At 62.9% G+C, this 17,537-nt stretch carries 13 protein-coding genes, 1 tRNA gene and 1 pseudogene; 10 read left to right on the top strand and 5 right to left on the bottom strand.

Annotation, left to right across the window (positions count from 1 at the left end):
- Positions 1-207: 207 nt before the first annotated feature.
- Entirely contained in the window at positions 208-945 is a 738-nt protein-coding gene (locus tag Q1M07_RS02385; RefSeq protein ID WP_300450075.1) for a hypothetical protein, read from the top strand.
- 3 nt (positions 946-948) lie between these two features.
- Entirely contained in the window at positions 949-1,569 is a 621-nt protein-coding gene (locus Q1M07_RS02380) for a phosphatase PAP2-related protein (protein ID WP_300450072.1), read from the top strand.
- A 106-nt stretch (positions 1,570-1,675) separates the two neighbouring features.
- Here the strand turns inward: Q1M07_RS02380 and Q1M07_RS02375 are convergent, their stop codons facing one another.
- Positions 1,676-3,103 carry a pyridoxal-dependent decarboxylase gene (locus tag Q1M07_RS02375; protein ID WP_300450070.1) on the bottom strand — a complete coding sequence of 476 codons (1,428 nt, stop codon included), beginning with the start codon at positions 3,101-3,103 and terminating at the stop codon, positions 1,676-1,678.
- 140 nt (positions 3,104-3,243) lie between these two features.
- Here Q1M07_RS02375 and Q1M07_RS02370 point away from each other — a divergent pair, with 140 nt between their 5' ends.
- Both Q1M07_RS02370 and Q1M07_RS02365 read left to right on the top strand, forming a co-directional pair.
- On the top strand, positions 3,244-4,023 hold the full coding sequence (locus Q1M07_RS02370; RefSeq protein ID WP_300450067.1) for a hypothetical protein: 780 nt from the start codon (positions 3,244-3,246) through the stop codon (positions 4,021-4,023).
- Between the two features lie 183 nt (positions 4,024-4,206).
- Positions 4,207-4,548, top strand: a complete 342-nt coding sequence (locus tag Q1M07_RS02365; protein ID WP_300450065.1) for a hypothetical protein — start codon at positions 4,207-4,209, stop codon at positions 4,546-4,548.
- A 545-nt stretch (positions 4,549-5,093) separates the two neighbouring features.
- On the opposite strand, the gene Q1M07_RS02360 is transcribed toward Q1M07_RS02365, so the two are convergent.
- Positions 5,094-5,180 (bottom strand) — tRNA-Leu (locus Q1M07_RS02360).
- A gap of 172 nt (positions 5,181-5,352) precedes the next feature.
- On the opposite strand from Q1M07_RS02360, the pseudogene Q1M07_RS02355 reads away from it, so the two are divergent.
- Positions 5,353-6,339 (top strand): annotated as a pseudogene (locus Q1M07_RS02355) (IS5 family transposase).
- 264 nt (positions 6,340-6,603) lie between these two features.
- Here the strand turns inward: Q1M07_RS02355 and istB are convergent.
- The gene (gene istB / locus Q1M07_RS02350; RefSeq protein WP_300450062.1) at positions 6,604-7,344 is read right to left on the bottom strand and encodes an IS21-like element helper ATPase IstB; all 741 of its coding nucleotides are present in this window, start codon (positions 7,342-7,344) and stop codon (positions 6,604-6,606) included.
- 17 nt (positions 7,345-7,361) lie between these two features.
- Positions 7,362-8,903, bottom strand: coding sequence for an IS21 family transposase (istA, locus tag Q1M07_RS02345; protein WP_300450060.1), 1,542 nt, complete (start codon positions 8,901-8,903; stop codon positions 7,362-7,364).
- An 832-nt stretch (positions 8,904-9,735) separates the two neighbouring features.
- Between istA and Q1M07_RS02340 the strand changes: the two genes are divergently transcribed.
- From Q1M07_RS02340 to Q1M07_RS02320, 5 genes are all read left to right on the top strand, one after another.
- Positions 9,736-10,545 (top strand): NF038130 family PEP-CTERM protein, encoded by an 810-nt coding sequence (locus tag Q1M07_RS02340; protein ID WP_300450058.1) that lies wholly within the window; start codon positions 9,736-9,738, stop codon positions 10,543-10,545.
- A gap of 189 nt (positions 10,546-10,734) precedes the next feature.
- Positions 10,735-12,267 carry an MraY family glycosyltransferase gene (locus Q1M07_RS02335; protein ID WP_300450055.1) on the top strand — a complete coding sequence of 511 codons (1,533 nt, stop codon included), beginning with the start codon at positions 10,735-10,737 and terminating at the stop codon, positions 12,265-12,267.
- 12 nt (positions 12,268-12,279) lie between these two features.
- The gene (locus Q1M07_RS02330; protein ID WP_300450052.1) at positions 12,280-12,723 is read left to right on the top strand and encodes a low molecular weight protein-tyrosine-phosphatase; all 444 of its coding nucleotides are present in this window, start codon (positions 12,280-12,282) and stop codon (positions 12,721-12,723) included.
- Between the two features lie 451 nt (positions 12,724-13,174).
- Complete coding sequence (locus tag Q1M07_RS02325) at positions 13,175-14,374, top strand: polysaccharide biosynthesis/export family protein (protein ID WP_300450049.1); 1,200 nt, start codon at positions 13,175-13,177, stop codon at positions 14,372-14,374.
- A 125-nt stretch (positions 14,375-14,499) separates the two neighbouring features.
- Positions 14,500-16,758, top strand: coding sequence for a polysaccharide biosynthesis tyrosine autokinase (locus tag Q1M07_RS02320; protein ID WP_300450045.1), 2,259 nt, complete (start codon positions 14,500-14,502; stop codon positions 16,756-16,758).
- Positions 16,759-16,779: 21 nt separating this feature from the next.
- Here the strand turns inward: Q1M07_RS02320 and rlmB are convergent, their stop codons facing one another.
- Positions 16,780-17,535: a 23S rRNA (guanosine(2251)-2'-O)-methyltransferase RlmB gene (gene rlmB / locus Q1M07_RS02315; protein ID WP_300450042.1), complete on the bottom strand. Its 756-nt coding sequence runs from the start codon at positions 17,533-17,535 to the stop codon at positions 16,780-16,782.
- Positions 17,536-17,537 lie beyond the last annotated feature (2 nt).

Here is a 17,537-nt window from a genome sequence, read left to right as displayed (position 1 = left end):
CCGGCCGCTCCCGCCACGCGGACTATACACCATCCAGCCGTGTGACAGCCGATCCAGCCCGCGAAAGTAGCTTTCGCGGGCGCCTGCCCGAGATTTTCTCGCCAGTCCTCGGGCTGACGTCCGCCAATCGTCGCTTACAATCCGCTCTGCAGGACTCCTGCTGGCGCGGCGCGCGCCGTTTGCCACCAACTTACTCCACCCACTCGTATGCAAAGACTTCTGTCTCTCGTCGGTCCACTGCCCTTCATCGCTCTTGCCATCGTCGCCGCCGGTCTGGCGCTGGGTGCGGCGGTCTGGCTGTTCACCGGGGTCTTTACCCCGCAACTGGCAACCCTGACCAGCGCTTGGCGCTACCCGTTGACCGGACTGGCACTGGCCGGCAGCTACTTTGCGTATGGCCTGACACTGTTGCTGGTCGCTCCGGTGCTGAACCTCGTTCTCGGCGGGCGGCTGCAGCCCTATCGGGGCTCGGCGGTATCGCTGATGGCGCTGCGCTGGTACGTCCATTGCACGCTCACCCTGGTGGTTCGTTACTCTTTTCTCGAGTTCGTGACTCCCTCTCCCTTCGCTCAGATCTACTATCGGTTGATGGGGATGAAGATCGGACGCAACGTGACCATCAATTCGACAGCCATCGCCGATCCCTCGCTGATCGAAATGGCCGATGGTGTGACCATCGGCGGCAGTGCGAGCGTCATGGCGCACTACGCGCAGAGCGGCTATCTGGTCGTGGCGCCGGTCAGACTTGGCGCTGGTGCGACCATCGGACTGCGGGCGATCATCATGGGCGGCGTCGAGGTCGGCGCAAAGGCCAAGGTGCTGGCGGGCTCCTTCGTCCTGCCGAACACTCGTATCCCGGCCGGTGAAACCTGGGCCGGGATTCCCGCCCAGCGGATCGAAATGGAAGGAGCCGCGGGGCGTTCGGCCGACGGCGGCGCGGCTTGAGCGATGCCGGATCTGCCGTCACTGGAAACCCTGGGCCTGCGGCTACTCGGTATAGTCGCTGGTCTGGTGGCCTGGTTCGTCACGCAACGTCTGATCGGCGAGCGCCGTCTGGCGGATGGCGGGATCTACGACCACCTGCACAGCCTCAGCGCTGGCGCCAACGCCTGGCTGCACGCCCATCGGCGCGCGGCCGACGGGCTGCTGATCGGCAGCTCGCTGGGGGTCGATGCGGTGACTCTTTTCGTCCTCGGCTACGCCATCATCGGTCCGAGCTTCGGCCCGTTCTGGGGGCTGCTGTGTCTATTCGTTCTTCGCCAGTTGAGCCAGGCGGTTGTCGCGCTACCGGCACCACCGGGGATCATCTGGCGCCATCCCGGATTTCCTTCGCTGTTCGTCACCTACGCGGTGGGCAACGACTTCTTCTTTTCCGGACACACCGCACTGGCCGTGTATGGAGCGATCCAGTTGGCGACTCTCGGGTTTCCCGCACTGACCGTCGTCGGCGTGCTGCTCGCCGTGCTGCAGATGATCGTCGTAATCGTGTTGCGCGCGCACTGGACGCTCGACGTGCTGGCCGGACTGCTCGCGGCCCTTCTGGTCGGCGCGCTGTTCTGGCCAGGATAGGCGCCGCGAGTGAGGAAACGGTTTGTCGCGCGCCGCGGCACCGGAATCGCGGGGTCGACCAGGTTCGCCTTCCGGGTGTTCGGAAAGCCGGCGCAGGGCGGGCCGCTTAACGCATGAGCGCTATGGCCACGTCCTCCACGGCCGCCTGCAGTCGTTCGACGTCTTGCCGCGTCGTTCGCCAGTTGTCGAACGCGGCGCGGATGGCGGCGCGCCCGTTCCAGACTGTTCCGGTCACGAAGGCCCGGCCGTCCGCCTGAATTTCCTTTACCGCCCGGCGATTCAGTTCGTCGGTCGCTAGCTCGCCGTCCTCGCGGCCGACGAGGCGAAAGCAGACGATGTTGAGCGGCACCGGGTTCATCAGCTCGACGCCGGGTGTCGCGTCGACCCAGCGGGCGAAGGCGGCGGCGTTGTCCACACAGCGCTCGACCACCGCGCGATATCCCGCCCGGCCAAACGCCTTGAGAGCGCACCACGCAGCCAGCGCGCGGAAACGGCGCGACATTTCCGGGACATGCGTCAAGGGATCCCAGCCCGCGCCGCCCACGACATAGGCACCGCTTGCGGCGAAGGACTCGCGCAGGATGGCGGCGTCGCGGACGAAGGCGAAGCCGCTGTCGTAGGGCACGTTGAGCCACTTGTGAGCGTCCGAGGCCAGCGAGTCGGCACGCTCGACGCCGCGGCACAGGTGCGCGAGGCCGGGCGACACGGCAGCGAAGAGGCCGAACGCCCCGTCGATGTGCAGCCACGCGCCGGCAGGATGCGAATCGCGCAGATCGGCCAGCGCGCCGAGGTCGTCGAAGTGGCCGCTATTCACCTCGCCGGCGTTGCCGACGATGATCACCGGCCCGTCGATCGTACGCAGCAGGCTCCTCATCGCCGCGACATCCACCGAGCCGCCTGCCGCCGCCACCTGGCGTAGCCGCTGGCGGCCGAGGCCGAGCGTTCCCAGGCACTTGCTGGCACTGAGGTGGATTTCGCTGCTCGATACGACGGTGATGGGCGGCTGACCCGCCAAGCCATCGCGCGCCGCGTCGAAGCCGAGCCGCCGTCCGGCCCACTGGCGCGCCGCGCCGAGGCCGACGAGGTTGGCCATGGTGGCGCCACTGGTCAGCGCACCGGCCCACTCCGCCGGCAAACCGAACAGATCTTTCAGCCAGCGCAGGACGACCAGTTCGGTCTGCACCGCCGCCGGGCTGCTCGCCCACATGCCGGCGTTCTGATCGATGGCCGAGGCGAGCCAATCGCCGGCCAGTGCTGCTGGAGTTACGCCCCCGGTCACGAAGCCGAAAAAGCGCGGACCGGGCGAGGCGGTGATGCCGCGCTCGGCGCGTGCGAACCATTCCTCGATAACGGCCGTGGGGTCGCTGCCGGTTTCCGGAAGTGCTTCGTCGAGCGCCGCACGCATGTCTTCTGGCGATGCGACGAGACTCACCGGGCGTTCCGGCAGCGAAGTCAGAAAGGCGGTGGCGAGTTGGTGGGCGCGGGCGAGAGTCCGTTCCGTCACCCTGGCTGTCGGGTCGCTGCCTGTATTCATGTTCGGTGTTCCTCGGTGGCTGGTCGAAGGGGGCAGCGTTGTATTCCGGTGGCAAGAAGACGGTTTCCCTGGCCGCGCCTCATCGGCGAAGCCGCCGGAACGCGCTATGCTACCGACTGGCCGGCGAGGGCGCTTCCGCCATGATAGCGCGTTCCGGCCGGCGTGCCGGAGGAGGCAAGAAGCTGCGCCGGCATTTGCTTTGGCGCTACGCCGGTGGTTGGTGGTGGCGTGTCGACTCGGAGCTTCTCGTGACGATCTGGCCGGGTTTTCTGCTGTTGCTTGTCTGGTCCAGGCCGCCCTGGGCCGACCCCTGCGACCAGTTGCCGCGGCCGTCGGTGACCTTGAAACGCATCGACGAGCGTGTGACCGTCAGCACGCAGTACGGCTACCGGGAATTGACCCATCTGGGGTCTGCTTTGGCGCCAGCCGGAAAGCATGTGCTCGGGCTGACGCGAGGCAAGGCGATCGCCCAGGTCGCGATCACGACCGCGGTTTACGTCGACCCCCTCGGCCGTTGGGAATGCGCCAGTCCGCAGGTCACTGTGAGCCTCGGGTTCAGGCCGATCACCGTCTATTTGGCGAAAGAATTTCCCGCCGGCGGCTGCGCTTATGACGCGATCTATCGGCATGAGTTGCGCCATGTCGAGACGTATCAGGCGCAACTCGCGGCGATCGAGAAAGACGTCGCCGAGACTCTCGGCCGTCGCTTCGCCAGTGGAGCACCCTGGCGCGGCCCGGTCGGTCAGGCGCAGGCCCGCCTGCAGCAGGAACTCGACGACCGTTGGCTGCCCTATATGCAGCGTGAGCTCGCGCGCGCCGATGGCGCGCAGGCGCTGATCGACACCGCCGAGGAGTACGCTCGCGTGACCAACAGTTGCGACGGCGAAATCAGGCGGCGTATCCCGGAGGGTAGCCGCTGAGGCGGGCGTTCGCTACCGCCGGTGCGCCCGATGTCAGGCAGCGCTTGCCCTGCCGCCTGTCGTCACGGCCACACGGTAGCCCGCCGTGCGCTGGTGCCGAGAGGCCACGCCAGACAACCGGTGCCTTGTTGTAAGGGATAATGGCTTGTGCCTCGCAAGGGTCGGCGACCATAGGAGAGAACGATGGCAGGTTTTGAGGATTACGCGGCGGATACTAGGGAGATCGAACTCGAAATCGAGCGCAAAGGCATCGTCCTCGGAATCGACTGGGCGGATAAGCTGCAGGTGCGCGAACTCGCACGGGAGGCGCTCGACCATTCGGCCTCCGAAGTCAGGCTTAAGGCTTCCGAGTCTCCGGACCCGACGTTCATGGCCAAACTGGACCTCTTCGGCCTGGCCGCGATCATGTTGAAGACGATGCAGGAAAGCGCCGACCTGGGAATCGAAAGCCACGGCGGTCCGGCCTGGAAGTCCTTTGCCAAGGTATTGTGGGCCGAGGCCGAGCGGCGCAAGTCGGGCGGCTGAGGACCTGCATTTCCAGCGACGATCGTTTCGTTGGCCAGTTCCAGAACACTGCCGCTCTCGCGCCGGGCGAGTCCTATGCCAACGAAAGCGCGATGCTGGACGTACCCATCCGCTGCCGCGGCGACGCCCGTCGTGGCCGATGGCAAGAACAACATCGACGAATACCCGAACGAAGCCAAAAACGTTCGCGCGGCACTCTTCTAGGTCGATCCGCAGTCCTTCGGCGATCTCGTCACGAGCGACGTCGCCGCGTCGGATCAAGCCGTTCACGGTTCCTCGCTGTCCCCGAAAACAACGGCTCCGGCACGTACTTCATCGCCGAGCGACCGGCGTGGTGCCAGCTCCCGACGACAAGATTGCCTCGCGTGGATAGGTGAAGCGCCTGGCCGCATTGCGTCCGCAGCAAGGGAAATGAGGCGAAAACCCTGCAAAAACCCAATCGCATCCGGATTTTCTGTCCCGCATCGTGCAGAGCGTCGGAGGCCCGGCCGGCGTCAAGTCCGGCAGACTGGCTGCTAGAAACTACCTTGAACTGATCGATTGTCTGGTGCCGAGAGGGGGAATCGAACCCCCACGATGTCTCCATCGGCGGATTTTGAGTCCGCTGCGTCTACCGATTCCGCCATCTCGGCACTGAGACCGCGAGAAACACTTCAGAATAAGCCTGCGATTATCGCCGATTCACTGTCTGCTGACAAGCATGAGCCTTGTCCTGTGTAGGGAACAAGTAAGGGAAGCGCTGATTTAACTTCCACATATCCGCATGGGATAGTCTGAGAATTTCAACGCATTTTGAATAGCGAGATGAAGCGGATCGGTTTTTCCCAAGTGGGGTTTGAGAGCAAGAAGCAGACGAGGCGACGGGAGTTGTTCCTTGCTGAGATGGAGCAAGTGATGCCGTGGGCCGAACTGCTGGGGGTGATCGAAGCGTGCTAGCCGAAAGGCCGGCAGGGTCGTCCGCCGGTAGGTCTGAAGCAGATGTTGAGGGTGTATCGGGTGCCGCAGTGGTACAGCCTGTCGGATGAGGGTGTGGAAGAAGCGATCACCGACAGCCAGCCGTTGCTGGGGTTTGTCGGGATTGACCTGTCGCGGGAATCGGCACCGGATGCGACGACGCTGTTGCCGTTCCGGCACCTTCTGGAGAAGCATGGTCTGACGAAGCCGCTGTTCGAAGCGATCAACGGCCGCTTGTCTGCCGCGGGCCGGATGATGCGGGAAGGGGCGATCGCGGACGCGACGATCATCGCGGCGGCGCCGTCAGTCAAGAATGAGGCCAAGGCTCGCGACCCGGAGATGCACCAGACGAAGAAGGGGAAGCAGTGGTGCTTCGGCATGAAGGTGCACCTTGGTGTCGATGCCGAGAGCGGGTTGGTGCACAGCGTGGTGGGGAGGGCGGCGAACGTGGCGGACGTGACCTAGACCGCGCCGGTATGGCACGGGGAAAAGAAGAGCGTGTTTCTCGACGCAGGCAATACCGGCGTCGAGAAACGCGAAGAACGGAAGGCGCGGGACGTTGACCGGCAGGTCGCGATGAAGCGCGGCAAGCTCAAGGCCGTTTTGCAGGAGAGCCAACTGGGGAAACGGTTGCATCGTCTGGAATAGGTAAAGGCGAGCATTCGGTCGAAGGTCGAACACCCCTTCCACATTGTCAAGAACCTGTTTCACTACAGGAAAGTGCGTTACAAGGGCTTGGCCAAGAACACGGCACAGCTCCATGCCCTGTTCGGCTTGGCCAACCTGGTCATTGCCAAGCGGCAGCTCCTCGCCGTTCACAGTCAAGTCGCGCCCTGAGTAAGCCGAATGCGCATTTCGCGGAACGTGACCGGTGATTTCACGGCATCGTGACCGATGGGTTGATGCTGCATGGGTACGGATTGAGTTTACCTTAAACGGTCACGCTTTTTGTGAAATCGCGGTCACGCTCTGGCGAAGCGGTGGTCACGATGGTGTGAAATGAGACCCAGGAGAGGCTTATCCACGGCACCGGGCGACGGAGGCTCCTCTCTACCGAAGGCGACCGGCGCGGTGGGTAAGCCGGGTTTGAGGCGAGGCGGATCATGCTGGCGCCTTTTCGGTTTTACGCAAGGACTCGCCAGTCAATTCCACCTTGTGTGCGGCATGCAGCACCCGATCCAGGATGGCGTCGGCTAGCGTCGGATCATTGAGATAGGCATGCCAATGCGCCGGTGGCAACTGACTGGTGATCAGGGTGGAGCGCGTGCCGACGCGGTCATCGAGCACCTCCAGTAAATCGTTGCGCTCAGCCTGATTGAGCGGTGCCAGCCCCCAATCGTCGAGGATCAGCAAATCTGTCTTGGCCAGCGTGCTGAGGCGCTTGCCGAAGCTCCCGTCGCCATGGGCGATGCGCAGCTCTTCGAAGAGGCGCGGCGTGCGTACATAGACGACGGATAGTCCCTGCCGGCAGGCGGCATTGCCGAAGGCACAGGCCAACCAGGTCTTGCCGCAGCCGGTGGCGCCGGTCAGCACCAGGTTCTGGTGTTGGTGTATCCACTGGCAAGTTGATAATTGCGCCATCAGCGACTTGTCGAGCTTGCGACCGTTGCCATAGCGGATGTCTTCGACACAGGCTTGCGAAGATTTCAGCTTGGCCTCACGGAGCAGGCGGGTTAGCCGGCGGTTCTCCCGCCAGGCATGCTCGCGCTCAACGAGCAGGCCGAAACGCTCATCGAATGACAGCTCGGCCATGGCGGCCTGGTGCTGCTGTTCCTCGAAGGCGGCGGCCATGCCTGGCAGGCGCAAGGCCTTCAGGGTGCGTAGGGTCTGTTCCATCAACATCAGATTTCCTTTCTGGGTCAGTGGTAGTAATCCGGACCGCGCACATTGGCGTGATCCGGCAAAGCCAGTTCGGCTTGTTGGGGGAGAACAGGCTGACGGTCTAGCCCGTTCTCAAGAATTGAGGCGACCGAGCGGTAGCCATGGGCGCCGACGGCCAGTGCGCGTTCGCACGCTGCCTCCATCCGCGCCTGACCATGGTTGCGTGCCAGACGCATCAGGCCCAGACAGGCCCGATAGCCCTGTTCCGGGTGTTTCTTCTCCAGTAGCAGGCGCTTGACCAGCTCTGCCGTCGAGGGGCCGACCGATGCCGCCCAGGTCTGCAGCTTGCCCGGCGACCACTCGGCATGTGCCCGATGAGCGGCCGGCATATGCTCGGCCAGCGTGGCGTAATGCCCCTTCCGACGGCTGCGGGGATGGCTGGCGACGCGCTTGCCTTTGGCCAGCACTTCGACCATGTGACGCGTAATGCGCAACTCGACGGCCTGATGGATCAGGGCATGCGGCACGCTGTAGTAATTGCGCTCAAATTCGACGTGGTAATCGATGTTGACCGTAGCTTTCTTCCACTCGGCAATGACGAAGGCAGACACTGGGAGGGGGCGCAGGTACGGGGCATCCACTTGGGCAAAGGCATTCTGCCGACAGCCCCGCAATTTCTTGAAGGGGCGGGTGTTCAGTGCGGGCAGCAGTTCAAGAATGGCGGCATCAAGTTCGGCGACCGAGAAGAAACGCCGATGGCGCAGGCGAGCGAGAATCCAGCGCTCCACCACCTGCACGCCGGATTCAACCTTGGCCTTGTCCTGCGGTTTGCGGGGTCGGGCCGGCAGGATCACGGTATCGTAGGGGTGGGCGAATTCGGCAGTGGCCCGATTGAGCTCGGGTTCGTAGCGGTCGGCGCCGGAGACCAGAGCGCGCGGGTTGTCGGGGACGATCAGGGCCGGCACGCCGCCGATGAATGCCAAGGCGCGGCCCATGCCGGTCAGCCAGTCGGCTTGGGTTTGTCCTGGTGTGGCGCAGGCGAAGGTATAGCTCGACGCGCCGAGCACGGCGACGAAGATACTGGCCGGCTGGATTTCTCCAGTCATGGCATCAACAATCGGCACGGTGGGGCCGGCATAGTCCGCAAACAGTTTCTCGCCGGCCCGATGAATCTGGCGCATCGAGCGCTTGAGCTTGCCGGCCCAGTCCCGGTAGCGGGTACAGAAGGCGGTGTACTGATAGCCGCGCTCACCGACGGCTTGCCGATACTCTTCCCAGAGCAGCGTCAGCGTCACGCCTTTCTTCTTTAGTTCCTGATGCACCAAGGCGTAGTCGGGTTCGGCAAAGGTCGGCTCGCGAGCGGCGCCTTGCTGGTAGAGCAGTTTCTCCAGCGCCGCATCATCCAGCGTGTCGGGAATCGGCCACGACAGCCCGGCAGCCATTGCCAGCCGCAGGTATTTGGCGACTACACCTTTGGAAATCTTGAGCGCCCGGGCAATCGCCTCAAGGCTCAGGCCGGCGCTGTGCCGGTATCGCAGTACATCTCTGATCTTACGCATGGATAGTCTTTCCTGTGGCATCCCGACCGCTTTCAAAAAGCGGCGAGGCTACCTTGAACTATTCATGCAACATCTTCCTCATCGGTCACGTTCAGCGCGAAATCGCGGTCACGCTTTCGTGAAACGACGGTCACGCTTCGGCGAAATCACCGGTCACGATGGCGCGAAATACGCAGCCGAAGGGGCCCCGAGAAGAGGCGGGGAAGCCCAGAACGAGGGTTTGAATCCCGGAGAAATCGGCCGGAACCGCGCGACACCCGAGCGCTGGTGCTCCGCTTTCCGACTTGGAGCGGCTTTGGCGCATGCTGAGGTGCATTGATCCGTGGTTCCATAGCTCCCTTTCGTCGGCAAGCGATACTTTTCGCTGAGCATGGATCGTCGCACTCGACACCTCGGCCAGGAGGCATTGCCGCCCCATAGGCAGCATCCAGGCTCGATCCAGGCCTTTCGTATCAGGATAGGTTGATGCCAGCTTTTTCTTAAGCCAGTCTGGTGTTATGGTGCGCATTGCGGCCAAACGTGGGTCGTTGGCGCCACCCTACGGTTGGCGTGAGAGTTTGATGGACGCCACCGGCGGGACAAGGTACTACAATGACTTTTCGCTGGAAGATGTGTCGACTTTCTTTACACTACCCTCCCTTTGATTCGGCAGATTTCATATATTATATTGATTTATAAGTATAAAAGTTTTTTGGTATGAATCTTGCTATGAAGTTGCTGAGTCAGGTTTTTGTTGAGGGGAACACGAGTTTTTTCGCTTGGGTGCCCGAAAACCAAGACTTGTGAAACCTATTTAAACCCTCATCGACCGGTTTCCGAAAAGGACTGGTGCTTGAAACCAAAGGAGTTGTCCATGAATGCATTGGGTAGCAAGACCAAAATCGCTTTGGCTGTACTGGGTCTGGTCGCATCCGCCGGTGCGGCGGCCGTTCCAATTACCGGTGTGGCTATCACGGGCGGTATCAACGTCTATACTGGTGGCCCGTTGCTGACCCTCGCGGTGCCGAGCCCGGCGAACATCGCCTCGGCTCTGGCTGGGAGCGCTGCTGCCCCGGGGGGCAACGTCGAACTGAATAAGTTTGGCGGAAATGTTTTTCCCGGTTTCGGGCCGGTTACCATCTTGAGCGGCAGCGACGGGAGCGGGCATGGCATCACCCTGAGCAGCCTGCAGTTGGCGGATTGGGCAGGTAGTGACCGGGCGCTGGCCAGGCAGTACATCCAGGGCGCTGCCCATCGGGCCGGACTGGGCGTGTTGAGCAGCGACAAAATGGATGACGCGCTCGACCAGTTCTTCGCCGGCAATGCGGCACTCGGTGGTATGGCGCCGTGGCAGTTGGTGAGCGATCCCAACATCTCGTACGTCGACATCTTCGCTACCAAGGTACACGTCGGATTGGCTGGCCTGCTGAACGCAACCCCCTTCCTGGAAGCGGTTTTCAAAGTCGATCTGAAAGACGGCTTGCAGGTGAGCGAGGTGGTGAAGTATTCGTTCGGCGGCAGCACGGGCTATGGCTATGGCTTCTGGGGCACGCCGTCGGGTGTCGCGACCAGCGATGGCTCCTATAACGCCAACTTCGACATCGCGATTCCGGAGCCGGAGTCGCTGGCTCTGTTCGGCATCGGTCTTGTGGGTCTGTTCCTCGGTCGCCGTCGTCGTGTGTGAGGCAACGGTCTGACCAGAAACCGGCGGGCGGCTAGCGCGTCGGTCTTTGACAGTGCGAAGACAGAGCCCGTGAGGGCTCTGTTTGTCTGGCGGCGGCCCCTAAAAGTGTAGGCGCGCGTAGCGCGGCTGGATCAGGGCTGGTATCCTGGCGGCAAGTAGCAAGTCCAAGTCGACATTCTGGAGGTGGCCGTGGAACTGGCCGTTTTGTTTGGCGTCTGCCTGTTGATATCCGGGGTGGCCATCCGACTGGGTGTAGCAGTGGCCAGTCGCCTGGGAGTCGTAGACCGCCCCGGCGGCCATAAACAGCACGACACCGGCACACCATTCGTGGGTGGAATCGGTATCATGGCGGTCATCCTCACCGCGTTTCCGTTTGTCGATTGGTGGTTTCGCGGCGCCACGCTGATGCCGCTCAGCGCCATCCTCTTTGGCGCGCTGGCGATTTTCGTTGCCGGTCTGGCCGACGACATCTGGCACCTGGGTTTCAAACCGCGTTTCGTCGTTCAAGCCGTCGTTGCTTTGTCGATGGTCGTACTCGGCGGCGTGGAACTGCGCTCGCTTGGCGAACTCCTCCCCGGAATTACCGTCGAGCTTGGCTGGCTGGCTATCCCGGTGACGATCTTCGCCACTATGGGGCTGATCAACGCGGTCAACATGATCGACGGGATCGACGGTCTGTCGGGGTCGGTGAGCCTGGTAAGCCTGGCGCTCGTTGCCCTGGTCGCGCATCGCAGCAATCATCTTGCCGACGTCTTTTTCATCGTTGCCATGATGGGCGCGGTCGTCGGTTTCCTCTTTTACAATTTGCGTTACCCGGGTAACAGCCGGGCCCGGGTTTTCCTCGGCGACAACGGCAGCATGCTTCTCGGTTTCGTCTTCGCGTGGTTGTTCATCGCCCTGTCGCAGGGAAGTGAGGCAGCGATGACGCCGACCACGGCTCTCTGGCTATTCGCCTTGCCGCTGATGGACACCGTTGGCGTGATGATCCGGCGTGTCTGGTTGGGCAAGTCGCCTTTCCGGGCCGATCGCCATCATCTCCACCACCTCTTCGTGCGGGCGGGTTTCCGGGTTGGCGACATCGTCGCTATCGCCGTCATGGTGCAGGCAGCCTTCGCTCTGTTCGGCATCGGCGGCTTCCTGCTAGGCGTTCCCGAGTACCTGATGTTCTGGTTGTTCCTCGTGGTTTTCGCAGTCTACACGCTGATCATCGCCCGCCCCTGGCGGCTCGTACCCTGGTTGCGCCAGATCAACCGTAGCCTTGGGTTGCCGTCGGTCCAGGTGCGTGGGATTTTTGTCGGTTTTGTTCGTCGCGACCAATTTCGCGACCTGCTTGGCATCATTTCGAACGGGCTTCGCAGTGGCTATGACTACCAGATCAGCGTGTACCAGACCGACCGATCTTCTCCCGATGGGCGCAACACCTACTGCGTGGTGCACATACCGATCAACGGCGATGAACAGATGATTGGCACCGTCCACCGCGATACCTTGCGTGTCAGAAGACGTCTCGCCCGGCAGCCAGGCGTCGAGGTTCGGTTGTTTCTGTGCCGCCACAATCAGCACGACCTGCGATCCATCTACGCGTCTTCTCTTGGCATCAGGGGAGGCGGCCAGTATGTCGATCGCCGTCATATGCGGAGTACCCTGATCTACTCCCTGGAACGTGGCGAGGCGATCAGCGACAGCGGCATCGGGTTCGAAATTAGCGTTCCTCCAGCATGAAAGCGATCTGAAGTGTTCAAGAAGGTCCTCACCGTCTGTACGGGCAACATTTGCCGTAGCCCGGCCGCACAGTTTCTGCTTCGTCAGCGCATCGAGAGGGCGGGACGGCCGGTCGAAGCATGCTCTGCCGGTATCGGCGCGCTGGTCGATCATCCGGCGGAGGAAACCACTCGCGCGCTGATGCAGGCGCGTGGCGTGGACCTGAGCCTGCACCGGGCGAGTCAATTGACTCCGGAACGCCTGCGCTGGGCCGACCTCGTGCTGGTCATGGAAAAGCACCATCGCGACGCCGTTCTAGCGATGGATCCGACGGCGCGTGGCAAGACCTTTCTGCTCGGACACTGGACGAGGACCGAGATTCCCGACCCGTATCGGCGCGGCGACGCGGCGCACGCCGAAGCGCTCGAGTTGATTGAGGCTGCCGTGGACCCCTGGGTCAGCAAACTCTGCGCCTGAGTGACATGATGGTCGCCCCGTCGACTCGTAAGGGCTGGCGTGTCCACTGGCGGGAAGAACTGGGTGACGGGCGCAAGGGTCAGCGACCACAGGGTCGGGGTTTTCTCAGCTAGAGGCCGGGGTCGCGATGACCGTAGGCGCCGACCAGGGTCGCATTTTCCCGGGGCGCGCGGCGCACCCCTGGTCGGTACCGAGTCGGAGCGGTCGGGTGGAGCGCTTCCCCGTCGGCTGAGTTGGTTGGCGAGCGCGTTCTCGGGCTGGGTCGCCGGTGGTGAGCGCGCTGGGAACTCGCCACGCCGCGTCGCTCGATGGCGCATCCTGTGGTCCGTCGCGGGCGACGCGGCTTGATCGCCTGGCTTGGGATTCCCGGCCGGTGTAGTAGATAGTAGACTCCGCGCTTGGCAAGAGCGCGCCAGCGAAGGAAAAGAGGAGAAGAAATGAGGAGTTCAGCATGAGGGCGTCGCCTGCTTGGTCTGGCATGATTCGCCAGATTGTGGTGCTTTTCGGCGTCAGCGCGTTGGTCGGTTGCAGCATCGTTCCGGGAAATCTGAGCTATAGCAGCCGGGACGAATCGGACGTCAGGCTGCCGGTTCAGCAAGGCGACGCCCTGGTTCCGGCCAATGTGCGGATCAAGCCGATCACGGCTGAACTGATCATCGACTTGTTCAAAGCTGTGCGTCCGCCGTCCGGTGACGGGACGAGTGGTGCTACGTCGGCGACGAAGACCAATCTGCGCCCTGGCGAGGACAAGCTGAAGCCGGCCCCGGAGTATCGACTGGGTCCGGGGGACATCATCTCCATCATTGTCTGGGACCATCCCGAGCTGACCATTCCGGCCGGCAGTTTTCGTACCGCCGAGCAGGCGGGTACCGTCGTCGCCGACGACGGGACGATTTTCTTCCCTTACGCCGGAGTTCTGAAGGTTCAGGGCAAGACGACCAGCGAGGTACGCACCTTGTTGTCGGCCAAGCTGGCCAAGTATATCGAAAAGGTCCAACTCGACGTTCGCATGGTCGCTTTCCGTAGCCAGCAGGTCTATGTCGTCGGCGAAGTGGCCAAACCGGGAATCCAGCAGGTGACCGACGTTCCGATGACGGTTCTCGAGGCGGTCAACCGCGCCGGCGGCTTCACTCCCGAAGCCGATCACAGCCGTGTGTTGCTGACGCGTCGCGGTACGACCTATCTGGTCGATATCCAGGCCATGTACGACTACGGTGCGACGGAGCAGAATGCGCTGCTCGAGCAAGGCGACATCGTCAACGTCTCGGACCGCAGTTACAACAAGATTTTCGTCCTTGGCGAGGTGGCCAAGCCGGGTTCGCTGGTGATGAACAAGAAGCGGTCGACGCTCGCCGAAGCGCTCAGCGACGCCGGTTATATCAACCAGAATACGGCCGACCCGCGCTGGATCTACGTCATGCGCGGCAACACCGACACGCCCGAGGTCTTTCATCTCGATTCCCGTCTGCCGGACGCCATGCTGCTCGCCGACCGCTTTCCGCTGCGGCCGCGCGACATCGTGTACGTCGATGCGGCGGCGGTGGTTCGCTGGCAACGGGTGATTGCCAACATCCTGCCGACAGCGACGATGCTCAACCTGACCAGCCAGACACAATTCCCGCTCTTCGGCGCGCGTCAGCCCCCTTTCTGATCCCTGAGTCGGCCGCCCCACCTGGCGATTCCGTCGAGGCGACAGCGCCAGCCGGACGGGGTAGGCCCGCTTGCTACGTTTAGACGCCCGGCCTCTTGTCCGGCGAACGTAATTTCGGATAAACCATGGAAAACGACCAGCTCAAGCCCTCGTTCAACGTGCCCGCAGCCCCCGGGGGTAGCGGGCTGCCGACGCCGTCGCTGCAGCAAGTCGCTCCCGAAGATGAGGAGGAAGGTCTGGCGCTCGGAGAGATCATCGCGGTACTTATCGACTACCGCTGGTTGATTGCCGCGATCAGCCTCTTGGCGCTGCTTCTCGGTCTGGCCTGGGTGTTCGTCGCCAAGCCCGTCTACCGGGCAGACGGCTTGCTTCAGGTCGAGGAGAAGAGCCCGGGCGTCGGTTCTCTGAAAGCTTTACAACCCTTGCTGGGCGATGACACGACAGTCTCGGCGGAACTCGAAATCCTCGGCTCGCGAATGGTTCTTGGGCGCGTCATCGCCAAGCTCAAGCTCGATATCGTCGCCCGACCCCGGACCCTGCCGCTGATCGGCGACGCTGTCGCGCGGCGCTACGAGGGGAGCGAGCCGAATTCGCCGTGGCTGGCATTCTCCAGCTTCGCGTGGGGTGGAGAAAAGATCCAGGTCGATGCGCTGGATGTTCCGGAGCGGGCGCTGGACGAAAAACTCAGCCTGGTCGCTGGCGAAGCTGGTGCCTACGAAGTCTTCGACATGGACGACCAACTGGTTCTCAGCGGTCGGACGGGAATTCGGGCAAGCGGCCAGGGCTATTCCATCTTCGTGCCGCTATTGAAGGCGCGCCCAGGGACGCACTTCCGGCTGATGAAGCGCTCCGCGGAGTCCGCGGTTGACGAATTGCGTAAGAGGTATTCGGTCAAGGAGCGGGGCAAGAAATCCGGCATTCTCGAACTGACGCTGACCGGTCTCGATCCCGCAGAAATCGGCCTGGTGCTCGACGATATCCTGAACACCTATGTTCGGCAGAACGTCGAGCGACGTTCTGCCGAAGCCGAGAAGACACTTAAGTTTCTAGACACCCAGTTGCCCGCGCTAAAAACGCAAGTGGATAGCGCCGAGGCCGCCTATAACAACTATCGCCAGAGTCGTGGCTCGCTGGACCTGAGCCTGGAAACCCAGGGCATATTGAAATCACTGGTCGATGTGGAGAACGCCGCGGTCCTGCTCAAGCAGGAGCGCGACGAACTGCGCCAGAACTTTACCCCCGAGCACCCGCGAATCCAGGCAGTCGACAATAAGCTGGCGCGCCTCAACGAAAGACGCAAGCAGTTCGAAGGCGATGTCGCGCGCCTGCCCGATACCCAGCAGACGGTGCTGCGTCTGGCGCGGGATGTCGAGGTGTCGACACGTCTCTATACCGAGTTGCTCAACACCGCCCAGCAACTTCGGGTAGCGAAGGCGGGGACGGTCGGCGACGTACGTATCATCGATGTCGCCGCGGTGGCGCGTGAACCCGTCAGCCTGAAACCGGCGGCCATCCTGGGGGTTGCTCTTCTGCTCGGCTTGCTGGTAAGCATGGTGGCGATCTGGCTGCTGCGCTCGCTGCGGGTGGTCGTCGAAGACCCCGATGTCATCGAATCGCAACTCGGCCTGCCGGTCTATGCGACGGTGCCGCACTGCAAGACGGAGCTTGAGTTGCATCGTCGGGCGCGCAGCGGTGGCGCCACCGAACTGTTGGCGGTAGCCTATCCCGAGGAAGATGCGGTCGAGAGTCTGCGCGGTCTGCGCACGACGCTTCACTTTGCTCTCCTGGACGCCCAGCGCAATTCGCTGCTGATCACCGGATCGAGCCCGAGTCTGGGCAAGAGTTTCATTTCCAAGAATCTGGGCGCGGTTCTGGCGCAGGTTGGCAAGCGCGTCGTCATCGTTGACGCCGACTTGCGTCGTGGGCACATCCACAAGGAGTTCGGCCTCGAACGCGCGCTCGGCGTATCCGAGTATGTTGCCGGACAGGCCGCCCTCGACGCGGTCCTGAAGCCCTGTGCGGTGCCCAACATGTGGGTGGTGACTACCGGCCAGATTCCGCCAAATCCATCCGAACTGCTGATGCATCGACGCTTCGAGGAACTGCTCGGCGAACTCGCGGCGAACTTCGATACGGTCATCGTCGATGCGCCGCCGGTGCTCGCGGTATCCGACGCGGCGATCATTGGTCGCCATGTCGGCGCGACGCTGATGGTCGCCCGCGCCGGCAAACACCCGATTCGTGAGCTGGAGCAGGCGGTCAAGCGCCTCAATCAGGCGGGCGTGCAGGTCAGGGGCTTTGTCTTCAACGACCTCAACGTCAGTCGCCAGCGCTACCGCTACGGCTACAAGGGCTACGTCTACCGTTACTCGTACAAGACGTAGCCGTTGGCGCGCCGCGGCGGTCTAGCCGGCAAGCGATGGGCTGGCGAGCCGTCGGCGCGCCTCGAAGAGGCAGACCCCGGCGGCCACCGAAACGTTTAGGCTGGCGACCGATCCGAGCATCGGAATGCTGACCAGTTGATCGCAAGCCTCGCGGGTCAAGCGCCGCAGGCCGTCGCCTTCGGCGCCGAGTACCCAGGCGCTGGCCGCTGGCCAGCCGGCGGCGTAGAGATCCTTGCCGGCCGACGCGTCGGTGCCGATGACGCAGATCTCGTGCTCCTTGATTTCACGCAGCGTGCGCGCGAGATTGGTGACCGTGATGTAAGGTACCGTCTCGGCGGCTCCGCTCGCCACCTTGACAGCGGTTTGCGTCAGGCCGACAGCGCGATCCTTGGGGGCAATCACGGCGTGCGCGCCGACGGCGTCGGCGACGCGCAGACAGGCGCCGAGATTGTGCGGATCCTGAATCCCATCGAGGATCAGCAGCAACGCTGGTTCTTCGAGCGTCTCGAGAATGTCGTCGAGCGTCACATGGCGCTGTGTCGCGTCAACGGTGGCGATGACTCCCTGATGCCGGGCGCCGGGTGCCATGCTTTCCAGGCGCGAGCCCGCGACCGGCAGGACGCGTACGCCGGCGAACTCCGCCTGCCGTACCAGATCACGCAGACGGGAATCCTTGCGGCCGGCATCGACGTAGATCTCACGCACCGCTTCCGGGTCGTGGCGCAGCTTGGCGAGTGTCGAATGAAAGCCGAAAATCAGGCGAGAGGGCGTGGACATGG

The sequence above is a fragment of the Accumulibacter sp. genome (assembly GCF_029255285.1).
Taxonomy (GTDB): Bacteria; Pseudomonadota; Gammaproteobacteria; order Burkholderiales; family Rhodocyclaceae; genus Accumulibacter.
This window is presented reverse-complemented; position numbering and strand designations above follow the sequence as displayed.